Genomic DNA, 25348 nt, shown 5'->3' with positions numbered 1-25348 from the left:
CTCTAAAGATAAAATGAAAAAAGCCCCGACAACCTAAGGTTATCGGGGCTTTTTTATATCAGTTTTTATACCAGCTAAGCTAAGCCAACAATCTCGCCATCATCATTGATATCGACATTAAGATAACCAGGCTTAATTCCCAGCCCAGGCATGGTCATCACCTGCCCCACCAGCGCCGTAACAAAGCCTGCACCGGCATTCAGTCTTAACTCGGTAATCGGCAATTCAAAGCCTGTCGGGATCCCCTTGATATTCGGATCATGGCTTATCGACATCGGCGTCTTAGCGACACAGATAGGTAGCTCGCCATAGTGATGTTTAGCCAACCAGCTAAGTTGTGATTTGGCTTTATCTGATAGAGTTACGCTCGATGCGCCATAGCCCACCTCTGCAAGCGTCATTAACTTAGACTCAAGACTGGTGTTGCTCTCATACAGCAAGTTGAAGTCTGACGGCGTCTGCGTCGCAAGATACACCATATCCGCAAGCTTAGTCGCTCCTTCGGCACCTTTGCCAAAGGCTTCACTGATCTCGCTACCAAAAGCCTTCGTTTGCTCAATAGCTTGCTTAAGCCACTCAAGCTCTTCATCGGTATCAGTTGGGAAACGATTGATTGCTACCACCACTGGCACGCCATATTGGCTGACGTTGTTGATATGCCATTCAAGATTAGCAAAGCCGACCTTTAGGCGATCCATATCTGGCTCGTTAATATCTTTGTCAGACTCAATACCACTGTTAGCTTTAAGCGCTTTTAGTGTCACTACCACGACAGATGCGCTCGGAGCATAGCCTGATTCTCTCACCTTGATGTTACTGAACTTTTCAAAGCCCATATCTGAGCCAAATCCAGCTTCTGTCACGACGACGTCGGCAAGCTTAGCCGCTATGGTATCGGCAATAATCGAAGAGTTACCATGAGCAATATTGGCAAAGGGTCCTGCGTGAATAAAACATGGATCACCAGACAGAGTCTGCATCAAGGTTGGCTCAATCGCATCAGCCATAATCACCGTCATCGCACCAGCAACGCCTAGTGTTTCGGCCGTGATAGGTTCACCCTGGGTATTAAGTGCCAATACGAGGCGACCAATCCGCTGCCTAAGATCTTTTAAGTCTTGGCTCAGAGCAAGAATCGCCATCAACTCTGACGCGGCAGTGATATCGAAACCGGATTCATGTACTGGACCGTTAACCGCACCAAATCCGACCTTAATCTGTCTTAGGCTGCGTTCGTTATGGTCGACCACTCGGCGCCAAAGGATATTTTCTGCATCGATATTCAGCGCAGTTAAACCAGACTCTTGAGTAAAGGCTTCGGCGCCTAAACGCGTTTCATGGAACAAACGCGCATCGATAGCCGCCGCCGCTAAATTATGGGCACTGCTTACCGCATGGATATCACCGGTTAAGTGTAGATTCAACTCTTCCATCGGCACGACTTGCGCATAACCGCCCCCCGCCGCGCCGCCCTTGGTACCAAATACAGGTCCCATGCTAGGCTGACGAATACAGGCGCAGGTTTTAATGCCATTGAGATTCATGGCTTGAGTCAAGCCAATAGTGGTCACGGTTTTTCCTTCGCCGAAAGGTGTTGGCGTCACCGCAGTGACAATCACCAACTTGGCATTTTCTCTGTCTGCGAGTCGTTTGGCGACCGACAGCGAAACCTTAGCCTTATTGGCACCACAAAGGGAGAATTCATCAGGCTCAAGGCCTAAGTTATTAGCGATCTTTGTGATAGGTAAACAGGTGTGTTGGCGCGAAATTTCAATATCTGAATGCATTCGGATTTTCCACGTTTTATTTTTATGTAGGGTAGTTACCGCTGCAATATAGGTGATCTCAGATAGCTAGAAAACACAAAAGCATTGTTATTTTAGCTTTTTGTAATCTACGTCAACAAACTGGTTATTTTTTTGCCGACTTTACGCTCAAACTTGCTAGATGAGGGATTTTCATGATGCAAAAAAGGCGCTTAAAGCGCCCTTTTACCGTCAACCTATTTCGGGACTAGACAAGGCTTATAAGAAAGTAATTTCACCGCTAAGATGTGGACGACGCCCTTTTTGATCTCTGAGCTCAAATACGGTTTTATCCTCAAGCTGCTCGGCGGCAAAACTAACGTTACTCGGCATAAATAGCGGCAGTTTGAAAGCCACATCGATCTGGCAGGCACGATCGCCAATACTTGGCATAAGCTGAGCGATACAACGTCCTTTCGACCACATGCCGTGAGCCAAAACACGATCGAAACCAAAGCGCTTCGACATGACAGGATGCAGGTGGATAAGATTATAGTCACCCGATGCCTTGGCGTAACGACGACCTAAATCTTCGGCTAGACTCCAGCTCACAGGCTCTTGCCAAGCCATGTCATTGGCCTTAGGTGGACGAACGCGCTTAGTCTTACCTTCAATACGGTACAGATAAGTCGACACAGACTCCCACACAAGCTCATCGCTAACGTAGGCTTTAGAAACCAAGTCAAACTCAAGACCAGAATCTGTTATACGACTACAAGTCAGCGCGCATTGAATATTATACTTTTCATCGACGCAAGCACTACGGTGTAAGGTGATGCTATTTTTAAGGTGGATCATCCCCAGCAACGGGAAGGTAATAGCGTCATGGGTAAAGATAACCGCATGTAGCCTAAACGCCATCACATATAGGTAAGTCGGTGGTAATGTCTTACCATCAAAATCGAACCCACAAACTTTGGCGTACTGAGCCACCTTGTCCTGAGACAAAGCCACATTTTCGCTAGTCACTTTGATCATAGGCAGCGGCTGCTCGTCCCAACCGGGCTTGCGTCCAAAAAATATCTTACGATAAAGAGTGAATAGCGACGGCAACGCCTTTAAATCGATACAGTATTCTTTATTCAAACCGATAAAACCTTTCAAAATGACAGGGAAACCAAAATAGGCGGCGTATTATACCTCAAAACTACCAAACTCGATAATCGCGACCTGAGTGAAGAAAACTCATCTTATAAACACTGCTGTTTCCAACAGTTTTTAGTCTTTGCCCCTAAAGGCAGTAAATAAGACTGAACACTTTTTTGACCAACTAAGTGACCCGCCCCCACGACAACAAACAGTGGCTGCGCAGTCTCAGGTGATTGCATCAATTTAATGATTTCTTGCGCCATCGTTTGGTTACGTCCCCAGAGCATTTTCTCAACCATTTCAGTTTCGCCTTCGCGGAGCATCTCCCCCTCCATCAAATCGGCTAGCTCGGTTTCATCACCACTACGCCAGACTGAAATTAACTTAAGCATATCGGAGTCAGGAGCCTCTATCGCCTCTCGCACCATGCTCCATTGAGTATCGGCATCGAATGATGACAAGAGTTCAAATTGAAACTCGGCACTTTCGAGTTCATATATAGGCTTGGCTCCTGCCTTTTCCAACAGCACGGCGTCAACCCCATAGGCCCCGCTATAGCCTAATGCGGCATAACGCCCTATGCTGACCTGCATCGACTGTAGCCAAGGTGCATAGCTTTGAATTGCAGCACAGAAACTCAGCTTATCTTGGCAATATTGGGACAGTATGGATTGCGTTTCAACATCGATAGGCAGCTGCTTTAAGCCATACTTAGCGAGTAGGGCTGGTACATTGGCATCTCTTATGTCAGCCTCAACGACTAACCCCGCAGACTCTTGATACGCCTGCTCGACCTGCTCAGGCAAAGGGAAAAAGTTGGCCTCGCCAATATGGATTGAGCCCAGAAGGTAGGCTATCTGTCCTTGATATGAGATTTGATAAAATGGCGGTTTATCACTGGGGGCAGCTTTAGTGGCCAATGACACAAACAGCATGGCTAGCCCTACTGAGGTGAATAAACGCCTAACGACACTTGTTGCTATCATCCTTGCCCCTTATAATTCAGCAAAATTTCTAATTGAGAGGCTGTTATGCCACACACACAGGTTATCGAGCAACTTAAAGCCAGTTTGCAAACCGCCTACCGCCAAGCCATCGATGCTGACGCGAGACTGGATGAGCTTAAAAAAGCGGGCCACGTAAAATTTGATGCTATCTTCAGTGCATCAGAAGGCTTTACCACCAAAAGCAACCGCTTTACCCCTTATGTGCAAGAGCTTGCAGCCGAGATGGAAGGCTTTATTCAAGATCCTGAGTCAATGACCAAGGGCCTCGAAGGCTACGTTCCTAAGCTTGGTTTATTACTGCAAACCATGCAGGCTTTTAAATCCAACGCAAAGTAATTCAAGCCAATATCAATCCGTTATTAACGGATTGATATCTGTCATCTAGCTGTCACACCGGTGTCATACACTTTGCTACCTAACACAATATTGGGTAGGAAAGGATGTCCGCAATCGATCTGCAACTAGAACTGTCAAAGATCATCGACAAGGAAAAAATCAGAGCCGTTTTTCAACCCATATGTAATATCTCTACCCATAAAGTTCATGGCTTTGAAGCATTAAGCCGCGGACCTGAGCATAGTCCACTATTTTCCCCTGTACCACTATTTAAAACTGCGGCTTACGAAGGTCGTCTATCAGAGCTTGAAACCTTATGTCGACGGATCTCCATTCAACAGTTTAAAAATATTCAGTTACCCGGCAAGCTATTCCTAAATATTTCACCCAAGGCGCTGTTAGAGCCAAATCACGCTAAAGGCCTCACCCTGAGCCTAGTTCAAGAGCTAGGGCTACATCCATCTCAGGTCGTCATTGAGTTATCGGAGCAATACCCTGCCGACGATATCGATCTACTAAAATCTTGCCTAAACCACTACCGCAGCCAAGGCTTTCTCACGGCGATCGATGACTTGGGAGCTGGGTATTCTGGTCTAAGACTCTGGTCTGAACTGGCACCAGATTATGTGAAGATTGATCGCCACTTTATCGAGTCGATAGATAGCTCATCGGTAAAGCAGGAATTTGTTCGCTCTATCATCAACCTGTGCCAAAACCTAAGCTGTAAGGTGATCGCCGAAGGAATTGAAACTCAATCGGAATTAGCAGTATTAAAACAGTTAGGAATTATCTACTGCCAAGGCTTTCTACTCGGCCGCCCAACCGACTCTCCCAATCGCTACATTCCATTTGAACCCACTTTGGAAGCGACTACACCAAAGGTACGATTTGCCGAATCAGCTGAAAGCCTTTGTAGCAGAGCCACAACCTGCCAGTTTAATAGCAAACTTAAACAGATAGGTGAGACATTTAACCAGCAACCCAACCTTCAAGCCATAGTGGTAATGCAAGGTGAATTGGTGATTGGATTAGTACTAAGAAGCCAAGTGATAGAGCTGTTTAGCACCCCCTACGGCCGTGCGCTTCACGAACACAGAGCCGTCGATGAGGTATTGACTGCTGAGCTTATTCGTATCGAAGCCAATATGCCCATATCCCAAGTCAGCCAACGCCTAACTAAGGAGTCTACCGATCTTGTGGTGCAGCAATTTATTATTCTCAAACGAGGAAAGTTGCTAGGTATTGGCCACACCAAAGATCTGTTAGCTAAAATCACCGATCAGAAAATTGCTATTGCGAGACACGCAAACCCGTTAACAGGACTCCCGGGCAATATTCCCATTCAAGAAGAGCTGCTGAGATTACGCCAACAAAACAAGCCTTTCTACCTAGCTTACTTTGACCTATCTCATTTTAAACCCTATAACGATATCTACGGATTCTGCCGAGGCGACGAAGTGATAATGGAGGTCTCTCGCCTACTCTTATGCCAGCAAACCAGTAGTAACTTTATCGGCCATGTGGGAGGGGATGACTTTGTCATTATCAGTACATGTGCGGATATTGAACGCCAAGCAATGAGAATTATTGATGATTTCGAGACAGCGAAGTCATCTTTTTATTCTAGACAACATTGGCAAGATCAACAGATGTTAGCGGAAGATAGAAATGGGCTACAGTGCTACCACGAGCTTATCTCTCTTAGCGTAGGAATACTTCCGCCCTCAATCACCATCGACTGTAATGAACATCAACTGTCACTCTATAGTGCACAGGCAAAAAAGCAGGCAAAACAAGCTGAAAGTTCAATTAGTGTATTTTCGCTAGAAACAGAGATTAGCGCATAAGCCGCAACGAGGACTTACTACGCTAATAACACTAAAAATGAGATGATAGAAAACTTAAGTTAACTACAGATTCGGCTTAATCGTTTTTTTAAGCCAAGCTGCCAGTAGCGCATTTTCATATCGATATGGTTGATTATTCATCTTATTAATTGAATACATGAAGTTCATATCCGTCAGCTTCTCATCACCAGCCATAACCACCTGATCACCATCAAGTATTTTGTAGCTAAAAGTAATGCGCGGTGGATAGATATCTTTGACCATTCTTAGATCGTTAGTCGTGGCACCAAATGTCGGTCTCACATCTCCGGCTAGGTCCAGATCGGTCACCACCATCTCCAGCTTCTGCTCGGGCTTAAGAATTTTGCTCGCCTCTTTATTTAAACTCTTGGTCATCTGATCGAAGGTACGCTGCTCGAAACGGGATTGAATATCGCCACTCGAGCGGATATCACGAAAACTATCTGGGTCTTGCCACTCAATTTTTACGATACCGTCTTCAGTCACTGGGTTTTCAACCGCTTCATCTGCCGCCCAAGCTGAGCTAGATGCGAGTATCCCCGCTACCAGTATATGTTTAACATTCATATGTGCCTCCACGGTTGAATATAAGCTAATCATTAATAACTTAACTATATAATACAAAAGCTGTATCGCAGCTTAACTAGATAATTTAGTTAATGTACTTAACATAGTCATATTAGTAGACCATATTACAAACAAACTAGTTGCATCAAATTGCATCTCAGTCTAACGGCGCAGCCAAAATGCCACTTTAGCTTTGCCTGCTTAGCCGTTAAGCTAAGATGACCTCGTCAGAATCAAAGTTAAAGTCATGCAAAAATTAACGCCTATCATCTTTGTCATCGTCTTATTTAGTGGGCTGGCCGCTGCCATTTTCAGTATCAACCACTCTGAAACAGCTTCACAGTCTGAAAGCTGGTCGGCTTTTATCTATAAAAACGGTTACAACTCCGGTCGATATGACAAGAAAGACGATTTTGACAGCTACCCAAGCTGTAAAGCCTATGCCCAGCAAGAATCCGACAAGCTTAACGGTGCCCCCTGGGAATGCGGCTTAAACTGTGGCTTTGATTCCATGCGCCAAGGCTTTCATTGTGAAACCATGACCAATGAATAAATAATAGCCAATAAAAATAGCTAGTGAATGCCTGTTGCGTTTAGCCCTCTCACTCTAATTTAACGCTAACATTTCTCAGCTTTAAACCTGTCTTATAGATCTTCGCCTTAGCTTAAGCCAAATCAGCCTGTATATATCCACCAACAAACCTGTTCACTTTTTATTCAGCTCCGGTACATGTTACATCCGCTAACATTCGTATCAAGTTAAAGCGTACCACCGAGGAAAGCTCCTAAGCTTGCCAACATTTATGCAGCTAAGAGTCAGGATTTCTGAAGCGGGTTACCCATTTTATTATTTGGAGTCAAATATGAACTACTCGAATATTACCAAAATCCCTTTTTCTGGCCGCATGGCATTTATCGCCGCACTATTAATGTCATTCAGCTTTATCGGCCAGGCTAACGCCAATGAATTTACCGCTAAAGAGAAAGCCGCCATTGCAGAACACTACGAAATTCTTGCCGAACATCAAGCAGAGTCAGACCAAGTGTTAGAGTCAAAGCTACAGGCGGAGTTCGATGAGCAGATGCATGATTCTGAGCAAGAGTTTATGGAGCTCGCTTGTGCTACTCATGGACTAGAATTCGATAGTGAATCTACAGTTTGTCACGAATAACGATGACATGAGTTCACGACGAATAGTCATAGGGGCCCAGCTCTAGAGAGGGGGTCAATAAAAAAACGAGGCCATTTGGCCTCGTTTTGCTATTTATCTCACAGCTAGCGATTCAACTTAGAAAGGAAATGCCGCGCTTAGTTGTGGGTAAGCAGCCTTAAGCTGCTTCTTCTTATGCGAGAACTTTTTCCCAGCAGGACTTGCCTGACCCGATGGCACATAAGGTAGCTCATCATCGGCACGCTCTTCATAAAGTTGGCCCGCAATCAGATCGTATTCATCGACGAAAGGATAGGCAGAGCCGTCTTTCTCTGGCCATTGTGGTAAATTGCCCAACTCATCTGGCGACTCAACCACTTTGTCGTACCACTCCTGGCCCAAAGAGATTAAGAAACAACGAAACTCAGCAAAGGCATATTCAGAATCACAGCCTGTAATAATATAAGCTGCGCCCCACACAGCCCAAGAATAAGAACGACGCATCTGCTGACCAAATATCTTATCAAAATCACGCAGTTCATCATTACTCAAGGGGCTCAATTTCTGTTTGAGGGCCTCGGCTAGTTCTGTTTGATCTTGTTGTGGTGATGTTCGGGTCACTAACGCCCAAAACTCAGATTCTGTCATCGGATTCTCTAATAGTACGGTGTAATGTTGGCTATTCTAGCGCATTCCCTGCCAGCTTAGCTAAACAATCTCACTGATGAATAAGTTGTGTTATAGACGCGACCCGCGGTTTTTTTTACACTCCAAGCAACAACTATATAAAAAATATGACGACCTTAGGTACCCAATGACAAAACCACATCCACTGTTAGCGATTTTGATGTTCATCTACACACTACTCGCAGTTGCCGCCCTCTGGCGCACCTTTACGACTCAAGCTTTCGATCTATTAACCCTTGGGGTATTTCCAGTGCTTTATGGGCTTTTTATGCGCCGATTTTGGGCTGGGGTAGTGCTAAAGATCTATCTGACTATTCAAACGGTAGCCCTACTCGCATTGGCGACGGCCGCCGTTATCGCCTACCAAATCACCCCAGAAGACGTCAAAGTCATCGTTAACGGTCAGAATATCCCTATCGGCGCGATTGTGGTTGCAGCGCTTATTGCTATGACATTTCAGTTCTGGGTAGCATTTAGCCCTAAAACTCGTCACTACTTAAAGCCAGAAGAGGTCGCCGAATAAGCATTAATGGGCAATCATTTCCATTTACGCTTCATCAGCGCCCCCCATAATAGAAATACAATTAAATCGGTACCTTAATTTATGCGCCATTTACAGCCAAGCGAACTATCAATCTTGCTGGTCGAGCCATCAGACACCCAAAGAAAAATCATCTGTCAGCGCCTCGAACAGGAAGGGGTCAAACAGATCCAAACCGCCACGAATCTTGCTCAGGCTCTGCAGATCATCAATCGTCACCAGCCGGATCTCGTTGCCAGCGCCATGCATTATGAAGACGGCACCGCATTAGAGTTGCTACAACAGATCAAGTCATCAAAACATTTTAGCGATATTCAATTTATGCTGGTCTCTAGCGAGTGTCGCCGCGAGCAGCTTGAGGACTATCGTCAATCAGGCGTTGTCGCCATACTGCCTAAACCTTTTACCGCTGAACATTTAGGTAAGGCATTAAACGCCACTATCGACCTACTCAGCCATGACGAATTAGACTTGACCCACTTCGATGTACAGGACTTACGTGTTCTGGTGGTCGATGATAGCAAGATGGCCCGTAACGTCATTAAGCGCACCATTAGCAACCTAGGTTTAAGGCTCATCACCGAGGCAGAAGATGGTCAGGAAGCCATTGAACTGATGCAACAGCAGATGTTTGACTTAGTGATCACCGACTACAATATGCCAAGTGTCGATGGTTTGGCACTGACTCAGTTTATTCGGAACGATAGCCAGCAATCCCACATACCTATCTTGATGGTGTCATCGGAGGCCAATGAGACCCATTTAAATAACGTATCTCAGGCTGGAGTAAATGCGTTGTGCGACAAGCCTTTTGAGCCAAATACCGTGAAACAGATCATTTATCAGCTGCTAGAAGAGTAAAAAACTGAGAAATCGCCCCTATTTTTGACTTTAAGGGCTATTTCATAGGGTTAAAGCACTTTTAAAATGCAAAGGCTTGTGGCATGTTACATAACGCTACTAACAAATAAATCTACGGAAAGAAGAGACTATTCAAATGAATAAGACTGAACTTGTTGCAAAAATGGCTGAATCTGCAGAACTAACTAAAGCTGAAGCCGCTCGCGCCTTAAAATCTTTTGAAGAAACAGTTGCGGAAGCAATGAAGAATGGAGATAAAATCTCTATCGTTGGTTTTGGCTCTTTCGAAACTACGCAGCGCGCAGCGCGTACAGGTCGTAACCCACAGACTGGTAAAGAGATCCAGATCCCTGCGGCTACCGTACCTAAGTTCAAAGCAGGTAAGACGCTTAAAGATAGCGTTAACTAAATCACTGTTTCCGCAGTTAATAACTAAACCTCCATTAGGAGGTTTTTTTATATCTGTAAAATATCAAAATTGCCCTCACCAGTCTGCCCTATCACAGTGCTTGTTGCCCTAGTATGAATCATTCCTGCTCCCACAAAAACAACAAACAAAACTAAGCAATTGTTTTAATTGACATTATATTTTGGCTTAGAGTTTGCTAATCCTAATACGAATCAAAAACACAATAATGTTTCGCTAAAGGGGAATAGAATGAACAAGTTACTCATGAATGGCACAATAATCCTTATTACATCGCTAGTCGGTACATCAGCGCAAGCCGCTGTTGAGGCTAATATTGGCGCAACCTCCAACTACCTATGGCGTGGTATCACCCAAACCAATGATGCTGTAGCCGTGCAAGGGGGCATCGACTATAGCCATGACTCGGGCTTCTATGCAGGCACTTGGGCCTCTAATGTCGACTTTGGCGATGATACAAGCTACGAGATTGATTTCTATACCGGCTTTGCTGGTAGCATAGGCGAAGACTTCGAGTATGACATCGGCTACCTCTATTACGCCTACCCTGATGCTGACGATAGCATTGACCTAGGTGAAGTCAGTGCGGCCATTAGTTGGAAATGGATAGCTGTCAGTTACTCTCACCTAGTAAACGCAGGCAGTGAGGTGGTAACAGAACCCCTAGATAATACCGACATGGACTATCTGCAAACGACCCTCACCTACCCCATCTCTGAAACCCTATCGATTTCAGTCCATTATGGTTACTCTAGCGGCGATGTCGTCACGGCTTGGTACGATGAAGACAGCTATGCCGATTACGCGTTAGCCCTGAGTAAAGACACAGATTTTGGTACCATCTCTTTTACTGTCAGTGATACAGATCTTAAAAATGACGATCCAAAAGTTTTGCTCGGTTATAACTACAGTTTTGAGCTATAACTCACTGTTAAAAAGGCTATTTACTCTATTATTTAGGATAAATAGCCAAAGGAGTGACCAGACACTTTTAGTTGCTTTATTTCATCAAACAACTAAAAAATAGCTATTTTTATAAATTATGAACTATAAATGTAATTTTGTTACGTAGATCGCATATTTTTAAATCACATCCTGCTAAATTCCAAAATAAGCACTCACTAATAAGGTTTAACCAAGCAAGCCAATGAGCGCTTACATTGTTTAGTTATTAACCTGATGGTATCGACAGCATTACCCTTTTCCGCTAACAAAGCGACCGGGCCAATGGATACCTAGCAAAGAGGAATTCGTGATGGCTCAGACTATTGACTTTGTGCCCAACGATGCAGAAATTGAGGCGTTAACAACGCCAAAAAATAAGCAAGCTGCTGACGAGTTAGCACATAAGAAAGAGGTGAAAAAACGCCTCGAAGCCTATCTTGAAATGGCGCAATTAAAACGCGATTTAAGTGAAGATGATTTTTGGGCATAAATAACATTTAGCCCTTATAAGAAAAGCTCCTAAGATAATATCTAGGAGCTTTTTTAGTTTATGAGGAATAATACCACCAAACTACATTGCGATTATTTGGCCTTTTGCGACTCTAAATCAGTCTGGCGCTTCTTCAGAAAATACTCTCTAGTTAACCCAAATACCACAGGGCTCAATAGTGCCAAGGCGATAAGGTTAGGAATTGCCATCATGGCATTGAGCGTATCTGCCAATAACCAGATAAACTCCAACGAACTCACGGCTCCTAGCGGCACCACAATTGTCCAAAGGATTCTGAATGGTTTAATGGCTTTAATACCAAACAAGAACTGCACGCATTTCTCACAGTAAAAGCTCCAGCCCAAAATCGTGGTAAAGGCAAAAATACTCAGAGCGATAGCCACCACATAGTTACCGAGCGGGAAGGCATGAGAAAAGGCAAACGAAGTCAATGCGGCGCCATTCTCGCCCGACGTCCAAGCACCCGATACGATAATAGCTAAACCCGTGATACTACAAACGATCAAGGTATCGATAAAGGTACCTAACATAGCCACTAAGCCTTGAGCCACAGGGTTGTTAGTCTGCGCTGCCGCATGGGCAATAGGAGCACTACCTAGACCCGCTTCGTTAGAGAACACGCCACGCGCCACACCAAATCGAATCGCGGCCCAGACCGCCGCACCAGCAAAACCGCCTTGAGCTGCAACTGGATTAAATGCACTATGCAAAATCAGCTCGATCGCAGCGGGGATCTCTGACGCATAGACGACCAAAACCGCAACACCGGCAGCGAGATAGAAAATGGTCATCATAGGCACAAGTTTGCCCGCAACATCGGCAATACGCTTAATACCGCCCATAAGTACAGCGCCAACCAGCACCATAAGTACCACACCAGTAATCCAGTTTGGTACGCCAAAATTACTACTGAGTGCATCGGCAACAGAGTTAGCCTGCACCGTATTACCGATACCAAACCCGGCAAGAGAACCAAATAGTGCAAAGGCGGTACCTAACCAAGCCCATTTAGCACCTAAGCCATTTTTGATGTAATACATTGGACCACCAACGTGGTTACCATTGTCATCCACTTCACGATACTTAACGGCAAGCACGGCTTCGGCAAACTTAGTCGCCATCCCCACCAGCGCCGTACACCACATCCAAAACAGTGCACCAGGACCACCGATGAAAATCGCGGTAGCAACGCCGGCAATATTACCCGTACCTATGGTGGCCGACAGTGAAGTCATCAAGGCATTAAAGGGGCTGATCTCCCCTTTCATATTTTTATCTTTGTCAGGGATCCGCCCCGACCATAACAGCTTAAAACCTGTGCCTAGTTTTAAGATCGGCATCAAACGCAAACCAACAGTCAAGAATAACCCGACGCCAAGAATCATAATCAACATGGGCGTCCCCCAGACCACACCATTGATCATGCTTATAAAATTCGTAATAGCTTCCATTCAAACCTCGTCGATACAGAGAATTTATCGTTATTATTTATATTTATAATTGTGTCTCTAGGGCTTTTTGATCTTCCATTTTTGATCTTGAATTAGATTAGAAAGATCAAAAGGTCCTAATAAAGCGAGTAGGCTCTCAAGAATGATTAACCGACTCAAACTTTCAAACAGAGTACAACGAATTGTTAACGTTTGGGAAGGTTGAAAAATAAACTTTAATGGTTTTACCATAGCGCCTTGCGGCACTATGGCAATACAGCAGCGCTCAACTTTTAATTTGAGTTTTAGTCCGAGGCAATTTGAACGAGATAACAAAAGTAACAAACAACATGGCAGTCGAAATAAACAAACAAGCAGCAAGCCCCGCCTCTTGATAGACCCAGCCGGAAAGCACAGTACCGAGTAAGCGCCCCATAGCATTGGCCATGTAGTAGAAGCCAATATCGAGCGATACGCCATCTTCTCCGGCGTAACTGACAATCAAATAACTATGCAATGAAGAGTTAATAGCAAAGACGGCACCGAAAATCATCAAGCCTACAATCAAGGCCAATTGTGGCGCGATCCAGCCAGTAAACATCACCACAGCCAATATTGCGGTGACCAATGTCAGTAAGCCGACCCAAAGCGTGGCAACCTTGCCATCGGGCGCACGCTTTCTTGCGGAAAAAGAAGGCGCTATAGATTGCACCATGCCATAGGCGATAACCCAAATAGCGAGAAATGCCCCGACACTGCTGTGCTCCCAGCCAAGCTGGCTGGCAAGAAATACAGGTAGTGCTATTACAAACCACACGTCTCGGGCTGCGAATAAAAACAGACGCGCCGCTGAGAGGATGTTGACACTATCACTCTTAGAAAAGATCTCGGTAAACTTGGGCTTAGACTTAGCCTTACCTAAGTCGGCTTTCAAGCTGACAAGACTGCCAAGCCACACTAGCAATAGCATCGCAGCCATTATAGCCACTGCACCAGTAAAGCCAGCAACAGACAACAACAAGCCCCCCAAGAAGAATCCAGCTCCTTTTAGCGCATTCTTAGAGCCCGTTAATATGGCAACCCAGCGATAAAGCTTATCTTCTGCATCTTTCGGTACTAAGGTTTTAATCGCACTCTTGGCGCTCATCTTATTCAGGTCCTTAGCTATCCCTGAAAGCGCTTGCGCCGCCATCACCCAAGGAACCGTCAACATAGCCGCTGGCAGCAAAAGCATCGAAAGGGCTGCAATCTGCAAACCTAGGCCAATATTCATAGTGCGATTGAGCCCTAACCTCGCCCCTAGCCAGCCACCGATGAGATTAGTCACCACGCCGAAAATTTCATAAAACAGGAATAGCATGGCAATCGCCAGCGGGGTATAACCTAAATCATAAAAGTGCAGCACCACCAGCATGCGTAGCGCACCGTCGGTGAGCGTGAATGCCCAGTAGTTACCTGTAACGATTAAGTATTGCTTAACGCTTTCAGGCAAAGAACGAAGTTTTGTTAACACAGCTTACCACCTTTAAAAAAGGAACTAGGATACGAGGACGTGGCTGCGCCACTACTAGAACGCTTCGCTGCTAGGAAAGCAAAGTCAAAAGCTATAACAGCAGACAGGCTCTGTCTTTAACCGTCTCAGCTTTCCCGACTTTAACCGTCTTAGCTTGCATCGTCTCTGCTTGATGGGCTAAAGCCCAACCTACAACCTATTTTCTATCTTTTCTTTACCGTAAGCTAAGCGTTCCGTGAGTGAGTCTGCGAACGTTCCGTAAGGCCGCAGGCCACTCGTCTCAGATTTCCCTGCTTTTCCTAGAACCTAGAAGCGAAGCGTCCTGCTTTTCCCTTTAAGCCTGATCCATCTTACCAACCATAATGGCAAGCTCTGCGGTGCGGTTTGCATAACCCCACTCATTGTCATACCAGACATAGAGTTTCACTTGGGTGCCGTTAACCACCATGGTCGATGGCGCATCTATGATGCTCGAACGCGGGTCAGTTTTATAATCTACAGATACCAGCGGACGCTCCTCATAACCAAGAATGCCTTTAAGCTCACCTTCAGCCGCGTCTTTTAGCAAGCTGTTCACCTCGGCTTCGGTGGTTTCACGGTTAAGCTCAAATACACAATCGGTAATTGAGGCATTAGCCAAAGGTACACGCACCGCATGGCCATTTAACTTGCCCTTTAACTCAGGGAAGATATGGGTAATAGCCGTTGCGCTGCCCGTTGTGGTTGGAATCAGGCTTAACCCACAGGCACGAGCGCGACGCAGATCTTTATGAGGTGCATCTAGAATGGTCTGGGTATTGGTAATGTCGTGAATGGTTGTCATCGACCCATGTTTGATACCAATTTTTTCGTGGATCACTTTAACCACAGGCGCCAAACAGTTAGTGGTACAAGATGCGGCCGTCACAATAGGGTGCAGCTCCTTGTTATAAAGATCGTGATTCACTCCCATAACGATATTGAGCACGCCCTCTTCTTTCACTGGCGCAGTGACCACCACTCTTTTCACCCCTTGAACTAAATAGGCTTGTAGCAATGCTTTCGTCTTCATCACTCCAGATGCTTCAATCACCACGTCACAGCCTGACCAATCGGTATCGGCAATCGCTTTATTGCGGGTTGTGGCAATGCGGCTTTCACCAATCACTATGTCATCGCCGTCAGCCGTCGCTTCCTCAGACCAGCGACCATGAATTGAATCGAATGTCAGCAGATGAGCCAATGTCGCTGCATCACCGGCAGGATCGTTGATCTGTACAAATTCAACATCGCCATTACTCCATGCCGATCTTAGCGCTAGACGCCCCATTCTACCGAAGCCATTAATACCAATTTTGATTGTCATAGTCGTCTCTTAATCTGTGATTAAATCGTTTAAGTTTAATTTAGAGTTAGAATTCTTTCTCGAATATATAGTGCAAGTTTATGTTCTGAGCGAGCAGCTACTGCTGAGTGACAGCGTCTTCAGCAAATAGGTGACGACTGCGATTGGCTATCGCCACTAACGATAACATCACAGGCACCTCTACCAGTACGCCAACCACAGTGGCAAGTGCCGCCCCCGAGTGTAAGCCAAACAGTGAGATTGCTACTGCCACAGCTAGCTCAAAAAAGTTTGAGGTGGCAATCATGCAAGCCGGAGCGGCTATCTTATGAGTCAGCTTCATCCGCTTGGCGATAAAGAAGGCAATGAAGAAGATGCCATAGGTTTGGATCAACAGAGGAATCGCAATCAGTGCGATATTTTGTGGCTGAGCAATAATGGTTTCAGCCTGAAAACCAAATAACAATACCACCGTGGCCAGAAGGCCCAACATAGACCAAGGTTTTAACTTAGCCACAAACCCATTCAGTCGCGTTTCATCGCCATTTTTCTGCAACAGGTGCCTCGTTAGCACGCCTGCGGCAAGAGGCAGTACCACATATAGCACCACTGAAGATAACAAGGTTGCCCAAGGCACCTGAATATCACTCACGCCGAGCAATAAGGCGGTAATCGGCGCAAATGCCACTACCATGATCAAGTCATTTACCGAGACCTGCACCAAGGTGTAATTCGGATCGCCTTTAGTGAGCTGGCTCCAGACAAACACCATCGCCGTACAAGGCGCGACGCCTAATAAAATCATACCTGCAATATATTCATTAGCTGTTTGTGGGTCGACTAAGTCGACAAAGAACACTCTAAAGAACAACCAACCTAGGGCTGCCATAGTGAAGGGCTTAACCAACCAGTTAATGACTAGAGTTAGCACTAATCCTTTAGGACTTTTCCCCACATCTTTAATGGCCGAAAAGTCTATCTGGATCATCATCGGATAGATCATCACCCAGATCAGCACAGCGATCACTAAATTCACATGGGCATACTCAAGCCCTGCAACGATAGCAAACGTATCGGGGGATAAATTACCTAAAAACACACCAGCAAGGATGGCTAAGCCTACCCACACACTTAAATACCGCTCAAAAATACCCATTACATTTCGCCTAATATGATTATAAATAGTCAAACAAAACTCTGATTAGCAGCAGTTTTTAGCTCGCTCTGGTCGAGCTCCCATCTGCAGCAGCTTATTTAAATTTACTGCGACCATCTCGCTCTGCTCTTTTGCCAGAGTCTGTAAGATCTCATTCGCCCACACAGGTAATTCAGGGTTAATACGATAAAAAACCCATTGCCCCTGACGCCTATCCACTAATAGGCCAAGCTTACGCAACTGCGCCAAATGGCGAGAGATCTTAGGTTGGATCTCATCAAGCGCGGCCATCAACTCACAAACACATAGCTCAGACTCAGCCTGGATCAACAGCAGACTACGTAACCGCGTATCATCGGCTAGCGCCTTAAAAAAAGTTAAAGGTGTCATCATCATCTCTCGATAAACTCAATATTTACTGGACACAGTATATACGAAAAATAATATATACGTTTTACCGTATATTCAAGTCGTATTTAAACGATTAGAATGGAAAAGGCAAAATATTAAACATGGAGTGAAAATACTGCTAAGTTATCTATATGATTTAAATGATATTGGCACTGCCCGCCAAGGGACGACCTCCTGATGCAGAAGCTTAAAATAATTGTCTCGATCACCTTGATGATACTCGTCAGCAGCTGCGCCAACTTTCGTCATCTAGCGAAAGAGGTCGATATGCTCAACAGTGTCTATGTCGAATATCGGGTCACAATTCAGTCACTGCATGAGGCTGAATCTTTTGTCTTCGTGCAACTGCAAAGCCTCGACGCCGAAACAATCGATGGCTATGAAGTCGTGATCGGCAATCAACAAATTACCGTGACGGGCGACACCAAGAGCCAATACCTTTTTACGTTTAACGACACCAATAACGATCTGCAATTTCAAGTCGGTGAAGCATTCTCCATTAACCTTTTACCTGAAGACACCAGTAAACCTCTGCTTCTGCACCTTAGCAAGACCCAAGACAACTATCCGCAAGCCTTAGTCGGTGCTCCCTTAAACAACTTACTCAATGTTAAGTTCAGTCCAGCGAAGATAGGCGAGCCAGCCGATTTGGATGCACCGCAATTTGATAGAGAAATAGCAGAACTCGGCATGTGGAAACCCATAACCCACCTCAAGCAAGGCAACAGCGGCTTATTCTTTATCGATGATTTCGATCCAAGTAAGATCCCCGTCCTCTTCATTCATGGCATGAACGGTACCGCACGAGATTTTGCGCCACTTATCGCTAAACTAGACAGGCAAAAATATCAGGTTTGGGTCATGAACTACCCTAGCGGTTTGTCTATCGAGCTATTGGCAAACGGACTCAATAGCCTGATAAAAATCATCGATTATCGTTATGACGTTAAAACTTTTCACTTAGTCGCACACAGCATGGGGGGCCTGGTCACTCAGGCCTATTTAGATCTGTGCCGCAATCAGCTTGGTTGTGATGATATCGCCAGCTTTACCTCTATATCGACACCATTTGCAGGTGTCGAGTCGGCACAAAGCGGTGTGGATTACGCCCCCGTAGTGATGCCTGCATGGCGTAACCTAGCACCAAACAGTGATTTTATTGCTACGCTGTTTACAGATAGATTGGCAGAGGATTTGACAGACGATAGCAACGACTTAAGCCGTCCAGCACACCAACTGATTTTCGGTTATAAAGTCAGTGGCATTATCAATAAGAAAAGCAGCGATGGGGTGATTAGCTTAGATAGCCAGCTAAGAGACAAGGCCCAGCAGCAGGCCGAACGGGTTTACGGTTTAAATGAAGATCATGTCAGTATTTTGAGTAACGACAACTTAGCTGAGGCGCTGCATCAATTTTGGCTACAGACTGAAAAGCAACACGCGGCTAAGCATGATGGCTGACAATAAAAAAACAGATAATGATAAAAGCTGCTAGCAACAAAAAAGGCCTCCAGAAGGAAGCCTTTTAAAATATTCAGCAAATGCCTTAGTTACCGGCGATCTTCATCTTATCCATTAAGATCCCGCCAGTGCGGATCGACGAACGTAGATCGCGATCTTTAGCAACACCAACGATATTCTGGTACATATCTTTCAAGTTACCCGCGATGGTGATCTCTTCTACTGGGTACAAGATCACGCCGTTTTCGACGTAGAAGCCCGCTGCGCCACGAGAGTAATCACCCGTGACCGTATTCACGCCTTGGCCCATCACTTCGGTGACAATAAGCCCAGTACCCATCTCTTTAACCAATTGGTCAAAGGTTTGTCCCGTAGTCGATAGGGTCCAGTTGTAGATCCCGCCAGCATGGCCGGTATTGGTCAAGCCAAGCTTGCGCGCCGAGTAACTGGTTAGCAGATACGTCGCTAAGCGACCATTATCGATAATATCTCGCGCTTGGGTAGCAACACCTTCACTGTCGTATGCAGAACTTGCCAATGCACCGACGAGTAATGGATCTTCATGAATACTGAACCAATCAGGGAAGACTTGAGTGTCAATAGCGTCGAGGAGGAAACTCGACTTACGGTATAAGCTACCACCGCTAATAGCGCCAACTAAGTGTCCAATTAGACCTGTGGCGATCTCAGGTGAAAACAACACAGGTAGTTGTGTCGTAGCAATTTTACGACCACCTAATCGACCAGCTGTTTTTTCTGCCGCTTTCTTACCTATGATCTCTGGCGCAGCCATTTCGCTAAACTTACGCGAAATCGTGTAGTCATAGTCGCGTTGCATACCGCCTTCATGCTCACCAATCGCCACACAACTTAAGCTATAGCGAGAGCTGCAAAAGCCATTTAGGAAACCGTAGCTATTACCATAAACCTTAACGCTTGAATGGGCGTTAGCGCTGGCGCCATCTGAAGTTTTTACACGTGGGTCGGTATCTAGCGCAGCCTCTTCGGCAAGCACCGCTAACTGAGTCAGTTCTTCTGGAGAGATCTCTTGTGGATGGTATAGGTCAAGATCTGGAAACTCAGTCGCCATCAAAGACTTATCAGCCAAGCCATTATATGGATCTGCAGAAGTAAAGCGTGCAATATCATCGGCGGCTTTTACCGCTTGCTGAATGGCGGCAGGGCTCAAGTCTGATGTCGATGAGCTGCCTTTACAACCATCTCTAAAGACCGTAATACCTAAGGCGCCATCTTTATTAAACTCAACAGTTTCAACTTCTTTCATACGAGTCGAAACAGACAGGCCTTGCTGCTTACTAATCGCAACTTCTGCACCAGAAGTGCCTAATGTTTTTGCATATTCCAGCGCCATCGAAACGGCATCTTTCAAGGAATCCAATTCAATATCAATGCTAGGTGAAGACACAGATCTACTCTTTATTTGTCGGCAATAGCGATAGCATAACAAACCCAAATACCAATCACATTAAATAATCCCTCTACGACAGGCACAATCGCGGCGCGAAGCAATAAACAAATCACCGCTTTGGCTGGTGCTACGACTAAAATAGGAAAGGAAATAAGCAAGTATAGATGTTATTATTAACTCAGAATTTGTAAGAGATTTTTAGATATGAAGATTGTCGGTGACTCAGAACACTTCCACCAGCCCTATGACAAAGATGAGAACTACGAAAGTAGAGCGGACGCTAAACGCGAAATCGCCATCTATCAAGAATATGGCAATAGATTAGTTGCACTTAGTAAGACCCAAGTACAGAAGCTAAACCTTGATGAAACGCTTTACGATAATATTTTGAAAGCTAAAACAATCAAAATTAATACCGAAGCGCACCGTCGTCACATTCAGTACATTGGTAAACTAATGCGTTATGTTGATCTCGAAGAGTTAGAGATCGCGATTAAGAACGTACTGAACCAAAACAGCAACGAAAGTGCTAAAACCAATGTGGCTGATAAGACACGTGATCAGTTATTAGCTGAAGGCGATCCAGCAGTACAAGCCTTAATTGAGCAGCACCCTGAATTTGATAGACAGAAACTTCGTCAGTACATTCGTCAGACAAAAAAAGAACTAACGAAAAACCCTGATATGGAAGCGTCAAAGACAGCTAAAGAATTAAGTAAATATTTACGTAACGAGATCAAAGATTAATCGTTACATATATAGACATCACTTCTATATAACTACACAATAGCTCCCGAAGTCTTAACACGACTTTGGGAGCTTTTTTATTGGTCTTTCCTAGGCTTAATACGCAAGCGCCCATCCTAAACATACAGTTAAACATGTAGCATTAAGGAATATGCAAATGCGCCCGCCCTCAAAACTGGCTAGCCTTCCCCTATCTTTATTCTGTCTTTCTTTACTCGGTGGCTGTAATGGCGCATCGGATGACAATGGTGATACCGACAACGGCGGTACCTACTCTCTCTCATTAAGCTATAAAACGGTCGAAAATGGTGCCTGTGCCGAGCCAACAGACTCACTCAGCTTTGCTGCCAATGGCAGTTTTTGCGCCGTCGCTCATTTAAAGCAAGACAATAGCGACCGTAGCGGCCAGCTTATCTCTTTTTCAACAACTTTTGGTGAACTTTCTGTTGCTACCAAGCTCACCAACTCAAACGGCCTAGCCGAAGTGATTGTGAGTAATTCTTCAGGAGCTGAGGGAGCGGGTACCTTAACGGCGAGCTTTGCCGAAGGGACAAACACAGCCAATGCTAACCGCAACTTCGAATTGACCTCGGCAACTGCACCATCTGAACCTAAGTTCACTTTAAATAGTGCCATCATCAACGGCACAGCCGTTGTGACTCAGTTCAAGGCGGGTGAAACAGTACAACTACAAGCTCAGTTCTTAGATGAGCAAGGCCAAGGCATAGCTGGAAAGATGGCGAGCTTCACGGCGGGTAGTGCAAACTTAAACCCTGGCTCTGCTCTGACCAAAGCAAACGGTATTGCCCAGGTCAGCTACACCCCTACTGATAGCGACCTTGGCGCGGCTAACTTCTCAGTGACCTTAGATGACAATGATAAAATCTACCAAAGCTCAGGTCTCTACGAAGTGCTAGCAAAAGATGCCGTCAGTGAAGATGGTGTTATTGTTATCGGGCATTTCTCTGCAGATGGCAGCTCTTTTACCGAGAACGAACTGGCGACAACCTTACCTTTAGAGGCTGATAAGTACACCGTCAGCGCGGGCGGTACTTTCGGTGTGACCGCCGATTTAGCCATTAAGAATGACGATGCTAGCTACACCCGCTTACAAACTCCAACTAGCGTAAACTTCAGCTCTAGCTGTGTATCAAGCAATAACGCCAGTATAGACTCACCAGTGACCACCCTATCTGGTACCGCTAGCTCAACTTTCCAAAACACTAGCTGCAGTGGCAATAGTGAGCGAAATGACCAAATCATTGCATCCGTCGTTGCAGGTAACCAAACCCTAACCGCAGAACTTGATTTTTCACTCGCAAGCCAGACCTTAGCCAACTTGAGCTTTATCTCGGCGGAACCAACATCAATTCGCATCAAAGGCGCTGGCGGCACAGGCTCAAGCGAGTCATCGCTAATCACGTTTAAAGTCGCCGATGCTAATGGTCAGCCTATCGCACAGCAAGCAGTAGACTTCTCACTCGACACCAGTGTTGGCGGCATCAAATTTACCAATGGCGACACAAATACCAGCAACACCAGCAACTCAGCAGGTCTTGTAAGTACAACCGTGCTTTCTGGCACTATGCCAACACCTGTGCGCGTATTAGCAACAGCTACAAGCAGTGATGGCGAATCTGTAACGACTCAGTCTGAGCAACTCACCATCAACACTGGTTTGCCACAGCAGTTAGGTTTTGGCTTATCGAGCAACCTGCTTAACCCTGAAGCCGGTGACTTTAATAACGTAAAAGCGACAATTACCGCTTTTGCTTCAGATAGCTTTGGTAACCCTGCCCCCGATGACACCACGATTAACTTTACCGCCGAAGGCGGCCAAATTGAGCCTAGCTGCTTAATCGTCGATGGCAGTTGCAGTGTTGAGTGGAGCTCTACTACGCCACGCCCAACCGATCACCGCATTACAGTGCTCGCTTATGCTCTAGGACATGAGACGTTTTTTGATACTAATGGCAATAATGTATTCGATGCCAAAGATGGCGGTGCGATTGCACTTGCCTGTGTCGATAGCAAGGGGTCTGCGGTAGCTTGTAAAGGTAATGGTTTTGACCGAGAAACCTATCATGAGAGTGGCTTTAGCGACCTTGGCGATGCGTTTAGAGATAATAATGAAAATGGCGTACATGACTCAGGTGAGCCCTATTTCAATACCAAGCCAGATCAACCATATAGTGCAGCAGATGGCTTCTTTAACGGCCCTCAATGTGAAAGTCTTTGCAACTCACAAGCAACTAAGACCTATATCCGTAAAGCCCTAGTAATGACAATGTCGGGCTCTGATGCTTATTTTGAAATAACTCAAAATGATGTGGTGATTTTCACTGAGTTGAATCCAGATGGCACGGTTAATACCAATAAACCACGCAATAACATTACCGCTAGCCCCATTGCAGCAGGTGACACAGCCACATTTGAAATACGTTTCTTTGATAAGAAAAATCAAATCATGCCAGCGCAAACCACACTAGCCACAACAGCAAGCGAAGGTGAGCTTGATGCATCACCCTTTACTGTGCCTAATCGTAATGGCAGAGACGGCTCAGTAACCAGCTTTACCCTAACCAATGATATTGATCCGGCAAGTGTTGGCGAGCCAGCTAAAAGCAGCTCGGTATCGATTGATGTTAAAACCCCAAAGTCAGTCGAATCAGGCATTGGCTTTATGGTTGAGCTAAGCGGCACCTAAACCAGTTACTTATCTCAACATGAATTAAAAAGCCCGCAGTAACTTAAGTTACTGCGGGCTTTTTAGTTATCACTGGTTCATCTGATTCTATCGCCTAATTCGATGAATCTTACAGTCCAATGAAGATCAGCTTGGTATTGAGGGAGCAAGTATCTGCAGCATGGATGCTGCGGTTAAGCCCTCATGGATGAGTTCACCGCGTCTTGCTGAGTCAAATCAAATCAAGATGAGCCGTTAATTAAGCTGTCGGCATTAATCTCTTTGATACGCCCCAATAGGCTAAGCCAAAGTAAACAGCCACCATCGCCCATAATTGTAGCCACTGGGGCATAATGCTCTGCCATGAGGCGCCCATCTGGTTTAATTCCAGCATCGCCATAATGCCTGGCACTGCAGGCACGATTTGCGAGATGGCGACCACTGCATCGGGAATAAGCGCCGTCGGCCACACAAAGCCAGACACAAACAGAATTGGCATAGAGATCAGCAGCAAAACCTGGGTGGGCAGATCGCGGCGGGTAAACAAGCTACTAAAGGCAATACCAGCAGCACTGGTTGCAAGCAAAAATGGCAACATTAGCAACCAAACCTGACCTAAACTGGCTTGCAGGCTAACGTCATACCAATAGTAACAATAACCCACGTAATAACTGCTAAGCAGACTGTAGATAAACATAAAGGCTGCCATACGCCCGCATATGAGCTTAAGCGGACTCACGCTACGCCAATAGCCTTGCTCTCGCCATTGGCTAGCCCCGAGTATACCGGTGCCGATAAGCAAGGTTTGATGCAAAATCAGCAGGAATAGTCCCGGTACCACATAAGGCGTATAACCTAAGCTTGGATTGAAGGCCGGAATGCTATTGAGCTTAACCACATTAAGGCTTTGCTTAACTGCCGTGGCGTTTTCTCCCTTAGCCAATAAGCCTATACGCTGGATGTCCTTGCCGATATCTAAACCCGCTGAGATAAGTCCCTCAACAACCGCTGAGTAAATCAAGAAGTAGCTGGCATCGCCGCCATAGCTTAGGGTCACTCCCGAGCCTAGTAATAGATCCCGCCTAAAGTTTGCAGGTATCACCAGTAAACCGTGAGCACGGCCAGTCTCAATCCAATGCTTGGCTTCATCCATAGAGCCAAGCTGTGCAATCACCTTAATTTTGGGGCTGGCATCTGCATCGCGGATAAGCTTTCGGCTGAGTGAAGAGTGGTCATGATCAATCACCACTAACTGTTGCTCTGTGGGGACTTGATTGAGATAAGGCAACGGGTAAAGAATCGAATAAAAAAGGACACCACCAAACACGGTAATAACGATAGTCTTATCCGCCAATACGGCTTTGATTTCAGCCCAGAACAACTGTAGTAAGCTCAT

Annotated in this window: 25 protein-coding genes; 12 read left to right on the top strand and 13 right to left on the bottom strand. The window is 45.6% G+C overall.

Annotated elements, in window-relative coordinates:
- Positions 1-74: 74 nt before the first annotated feature.
- The 3 genes from Q1A86_RS08850 to Q1A86_RS08840 all read right to left on the bottom strand — a co-directional run bounded on the left by Q1A86_RS08850 (position 75) and on the right by Q1A86_RS08840 (position 3880).
- Complete coding sequence (locus Q1A86_RS08850) at positions 75-1787, bottom strand: formate--tetrahydrofolate ligase (protein WP_299805546.1); 1713 nt, start codon at positions 1785-1787, stop codon at positions 75-77.
- A 237-nt stretch (positions 1788-2024) separates the two neighbouring features.
- On the bottom strand, positions 2025-2891 hold the full coding sequence (locus Q1A86_RS08845; protein WP_299805543.1) for a MaoC/PaaZ C-terminal domain-containing protein: 867 nt from the start codon (positions 2889-2891) through the stop codon (positions 2025-2027).
- 104 nt (positions 2892-2995) lie between these two features.
- Positions 2996-3880: a TraB/GumN family protein gene (locus Q1A86_RS08840; RefSeq protein WP_299805540.1), complete on the bottom strand. Its 885-nt coding sequence runs from the start codon at positions 3878-3880 to the stop codon at positions 2996-2998.
- 45 nt (positions 3881-3925) lie between these two features.
- Here Q1A86_RS08840 and Q1A86_RS08835 point away from each other — a divergent pair, with 45 nt between their 5' ends.
- Both Q1A86_RS08835 and Q1A86_RS08830 read left to right on the top strand, forming a co-directional pair.
- Entirely contained in the window at positions 3926-4237 is a 312-nt protein-coding gene (locus tag Q1A86_RS08835; RefSeq protein ID WP_299805537.1) for a prephenate dehydrogenase, read from the top strand.
- Between the two features lie 104 nt (positions 4238-4341).
- Positions 4342-6084 (top strand): bifunctional diguanylate cyclase/phosphodiesterase, encoded by a 1743-nt coding sequence (locus tag Q1A86_RS08830; protein ID WP_299805535.1) that lies wholly within the window; start codon positions 4342-4344, stop codon positions 6082-6084.
- A 63-nt stretch (positions 6085-6147) separates the two neighbouring features.
- On the opposite strand, the gene Q1A86_RS08825 is transcribed toward Q1A86_RS08830, so the two are convergent.
- Positions 6148-6672, bottom strand: coding sequence for a DUF3016 domain-containing protein (locus tag Q1A86_RS08825; protein ID WP_299805533.1), 525 nt, complete (start codon positions 6670-6672; stop codon positions 6148-6150).
- A 247-nt stretch (positions 6673-6919) separates the two neighbouring features.
- Between Q1A86_RS08825 and Q1A86_RS08820 the strand changes: the two genes are divergently transcribed.
- On the top strand, positions 6920-7225 hold the full coding sequence (locus Q1A86_RS08820; protein ID WP_299805531.1) for a hypothetical protein: 306 nt from the start codon (positions 6920-6922) through the stop codon (positions 7223-7225).
- Between the two features lie 310 nt (positions 7226-7535).
- Positions 7536-7844, top strand: a complete 309-nt coding sequence (locus tag Q1A86_RS08815; RefSeq protein WP_299805529.1) for a hypothetical protein — start codon at positions 7536-7538, stop codon at positions 7842-7844.
- Positions 7845-7961: 117 nt separating this feature from the next.
- Here Q1A86_RS08815 and Q1A86_RS08810 read toward each other — a convergent pair whose 3' ends face one another.
- Entirely contained in the window at positions 7962-8471 is a 510-nt protein-coding gene (locus Q1A86_RS08810; RefSeq protein ID WP_299805526.1) for a DUF4240 domain-containing protein, read from the bottom strand.
- Positions 8472-8637: 166 nt separating this feature from the next.
- Between Q1A86_RS08810 and Q1A86_RS08805 the strand changes: the two genes are divergently transcribed.
- The 5 genes from Q1A86_RS08805 (at position 8638) to Q1A86_RS08785 (ending at position 11774) form a co-directional block, all read left to right on the top strand.
- Positions 8638-9033: a hypothetical protein gene (locus Q1A86_RS08805; protein ID WP_299805523.1), complete on the top strand. Its 396-nt coding sequence runs from the start codon at positions 8638-8640 to the stop codon at positions 9031-9033.
- An 81-nt stretch (positions 9034-9114) separates the two neighbouring features.
- The gene (locus Q1A86_RS08800) at positions 9115-9912 is read left to right on the top strand and encodes a response regulator (RefSeq protein ID WP_299805520.1); all 798 of its coding nucleotides are present in this window, start codon (positions 9115-9117) and stop codon (positions 9910-9912) included.
- A gap of 136 nt (positions 9913-10048) precedes the next feature.
- Positions 10049-10321, top strand: coding sequence for an HU family DNA-binding protein (locus Q1A86_RS08795; RefSeq protein ID WP_012156924.1), 273 nt, complete (start codon positions 10049-10051; stop codon positions 10319-10321).
- 249 nt (positions 10322-10570) lie between these two features.
- Entirely contained in the window at positions 10571-11263 is a 693-nt protein-coding gene (locus Q1A86_RS08790) for a TorF family putative porin (protein ID WP_299805516.1), read from the top strand.
- Positions 11264-11594: 331 nt separating this feature from the next.
- Positions 11595-11774, top strand: a complete 180-nt coding sequence (locus Q1A86_RS08785) for a PA3496 family putative envelope integrity protein (RefSeq protein ID WP_299805513.1) — start codon at positions 11595-11597, stop codon at positions 11772-11774.
- Between the two features lie 92 nt (positions 11775-11866).
- On the opposite strand, the gene Q1A86_RS08780 is transcribed toward Q1A86_RS08785, so the two are convergent.
- From Q1A86_RS08780 to Q1A86_RS08760, 5 genes are all read right to left on the bottom strand, one after another.
- Positions 11867-13246: a sodium:alanine symporter family protein gene (locus Q1A86_RS08780; RefSeq protein ID WP_299805510.1), complete on the bottom strand. Its 1380-nt coding sequence runs from the start codon at positions 13244-13246 to the stop codon at positions 11867-11869.
- Between the two features lie 265 nt (positions 13247-13511).
- Positions 13512-14738: an organoarsenical effux MFS transporter ArsJ gene (gene arsJ / locus Q1A86_RS08775; protein ID WP_299805507.1), complete on the bottom strand. Its 1227-nt coding sequence runs from the start codon at positions 14736-14738 to the stop codon at positions 13512-13514.
- A 334-nt stretch (positions 14739-15072) separates the two neighbouring features.
- Positions 15073-16083, bottom strand: a complete 1011-nt coding sequence (locus Q1A86_RS08770) for an ArsJ-associated glyceraldehyde-3-phosphate dehydrogenase (RefSeq protein ID WP_299805504.1) — start codon at positions 16081-16083, stop codon at positions 15073-15075.
- 97 nt (positions 16084-16180) lie between these two features.
- Positions 16181-17218, bottom strand: a complete 1038-nt coding sequence (arsB, locus tag Q1A86_RS08765; RefSeq protein WP_299805502.1) for an ACR3 family arsenite efflux transporter — start codon at positions 17216-17218, stop codon at positions 16181-16183.
- 45 nt (positions 17219-17263) lie between these two features.
- Positions 17264-17608, bottom strand: coding sequence for a metalloregulator ArsR/SmtB family transcription factor (locus Q1A86_RS08760; RefSeq protein ID WP_299805499.1), 345 nt, complete (start codon positions 17606-17608; stop codon positions 17264-17266).
- 198 nt (positions 17609-17806) lie between these two features.
- Between Q1A86_RS08760 and Q1A86_RS08755 the strand changes: the two genes are divergently transcribed.
- Positions 17807-19090, top strand: coding sequence for an alpha/beta fold hydrolase (locus Q1A86_RS08755; protein WP_299805497.1), 1284 nt, complete (start codon positions 17807-17809; stop codon positions 19088-19090).
- A gap of 85 nt (positions 19091-19175) precedes the next feature.
- Here the strand turns inward: Q1A86_RS08755 and pmbA are convergent, their stop codons facing one another.
- Together pmbA and Q1A86_RS08745 are read right to left on the bottom strand one after the other, a co-directional pair.
- Positions 19176-20516: a metalloprotease PmbA gene (gene pmbA / locus Q1A86_RS08750; protein WP_299805495.1), complete on the bottom strand. Its 1341-nt coding sequence runs from the start codon at positions 20514-20516 to the stop codon at positions 19176-19178.
- An 11-nt stretch (positions 20517-20527) separates the two neighbouring features.
- A complete protein-coding gene (locus tag Q1A86_RS08745; protein ID WP_299805493.1) occupies positions 20528-20677 on the bottom strand; it encodes a hypothetical protein in 150 nt (49 codons plus the stop codon).
- Positions 20678-20723: 46 nt separating this feature from the next.
- Here Q1A86_RS08745 and yjgA point away from each other — a divergent pair, with 46 nt between their 5' ends.
- Both yjgA and Q1A86_RS08735 read left to right on the top strand, forming a co-directional pair.
- Complete coding sequence (gene yjgA, locus Q1A86_RS08740; protein ID WP_299805491.1) at positions 20724-21266, top strand: ribosome biogenesis factor YjgA; 543 nt, start codon at positions 20724-20726, stop codon at positions 21264-21266.
- 157 nt (positions 21267-21423) lie between these two features.
- Positions 21424-23973, top strand: coding sequence for an Ig-like domain-containing protein (locus tag Q1A86_RS08735; RefSeq protein WP_299805489.1), 2550 nt, complete (start codon positions 21424-21426; stop codon positions 23971-23973).
- A 238-nt stretch (positions 23974-24211) separates the two neighbouring features.
- Here Q1A86_RS08735 and Q1A86_RS08730 read toward each other — a convergent pair whose 3' ends face one another.
- Positions 24212-25348 (bottom strand): ABC transporter permease, encoded by a 1137-nt coding sequence (locus Q1A86_RS08730; protein ID WP_299805486.1) that lies wholly within the window; start codon positions 25346-25348, stop codon positions 24212-24214.

Origin of the sequence: uncultured Shewanella sp., from assembly GCF_947497935.1 — a bacterium.
In the GTDB taxonomy this organism is placed as follows: domain Bacteria; phylum Pseudomonadota; class Gammaproteobacteria; order Enterobacterales; family Shewanellaceae; genus Shewanella.
Note: the sequence above shows the minus strand (reverse complement) of the source record. Positions and strands in the feature narration are given on the sequence as shown.

Coding starts and splice junctions, on each gene's coding strand:
- Q1A86_RS08770 (WP_299805504.1), bottom strand. CDS start 16,083: ATGACAATCAAAATTGGTATTAATGGCTTCGGTAGAATGGGGCGTCTA.
- Q1A86_RS08795 (WP_012156924.1), top strand. CDS start 10,049: ATGAATAAGACTGAACTTGTTGCAAAAATGGCTGAATCTGCAGAACTA.
- Q1A86_RS08800 (WP_299805520.1), top strand. CDS start 9,115: ATGCGCCATTTACAGCCAAGCGAACTATCAATCTTGCTGGTCGAGCCA.
- Q1A86_RS08790 (WP_299805516.1), top strand. CDS start 10,571: ATGAACAAGTTACTCATGAATGGCACAATAATCCTTATTACATCGCTA.
- Q1A86_RS08815 (WP_299805529.1), top strand. CDS start 7,536: ATGAACTACTCGAATATTACCAAAATCCCTTTTTCTGGCCGCATGGCA.
- Q1A86_RS08730 (WP_299805486.1), bottom strand. CDS start 25,348: ATGAGCTTACTACAGTTGTTCTGGGCTGAAATCAAAGCCGTATTGGCG.
- Q1A86_RS08805 (WP_299805523.1), top strand. CDS start 8,638: ATGACAAAACCACATCCACTGTTAGCGATTTTGATGTTCATCTACACA.
- Q1A86_RS08755 (WP_299805497.1), top strand. CDS start 17,807: ATGCAGAAGCTTAAAATAATTGTCTCGATCACCTTGATGATACTCGTC.
- Q1A86_RS08830 (WP_299805535.1), top strand. CDS start 4,342: ATGTCCGCAATCGATCTGCAACTAGAACTGTCAAAGATCATCGACAAG.
- Q1A86_RS08850 (WP_299805546.1), bottom strand. CDS start 1,787: ATGCATTCAGATATTGAAATTTCGCGCCAACACACCTGTTTACCTATC.
- Q1A86_RS08735 (WP_299805489.1), top strand. CDS start 21,424: ATGCGCCCGCCCTCAAAACTGGCTAGCCTTCCCCTATCTTTATTCTGT.
- Q1A86_RS08825 (WP_299805533.1), bottom strand. CDS start 6,672: ATGAATGTTAAACATATACTGGTAGCGGGGATACTCGCATCTAGCTCA.
- Q1A86_RS08835 (WP_299805537.1), top strand. CDS start 3,926: ATGCCACACACACAGGTTATCGAGCAACTTAAAGCCAGTTTGCAAACC.
- Q1A86_RS08820 (WP_299805531.1), top strand. CDS start 6,920: ATGCAAAAATTAACGCCTATCATCTTTGTCATCGTCTTATTTAGTGGG.
- Q1A86_RS08780 (WP_299805510.1), bottom strand. CDS start 13,246: ATGGAAGCTATTACGAATTTTATAAGCATGATCAATGGTGTGGTCTGG.
- yjgA (WP_299805491.1), top strand. CDS start 20,724: ATGAAGATTGTCGGTGACTCAGAACACTTCCACCAGCCCTATGACAAA.
- Q1A86_RS08785 (WP_299805513.1), top strand. CDS start 11,595: ATGGCTCAGACTATTGACTTTGTGCCCAACGATGCAGAAATTGAGGCG.
- arsB (WP_299805502.1), bottom strand. CDS start 17,218: ATGGGTATTTTTGAGCGGTATTTAAGTGTGTGGGTAGGCTTAGCCATC.
- Q1A86_RS08810 (WP_299805526.1), bottom strand. CDS start 8,471: ATGACAGAATCTGAGTTTTGGGCGTTAGTGACCCGAACATCACCACAA.
- Q1A86_RS08760 (WP_299805499.1), bottom strand. CDS start 17,608: ATGACACCTTTAACTTTTTTTAAGGCGCTAGCCGATGATACGCGGTTA.
- Q1A86_RS08840 (WP_299805540.1), bottom strand. CDS start 3,880: ATGATAGCAACAAGTGTCGTTAGGCGTTTATTCACCTCAGTAGGGCTA.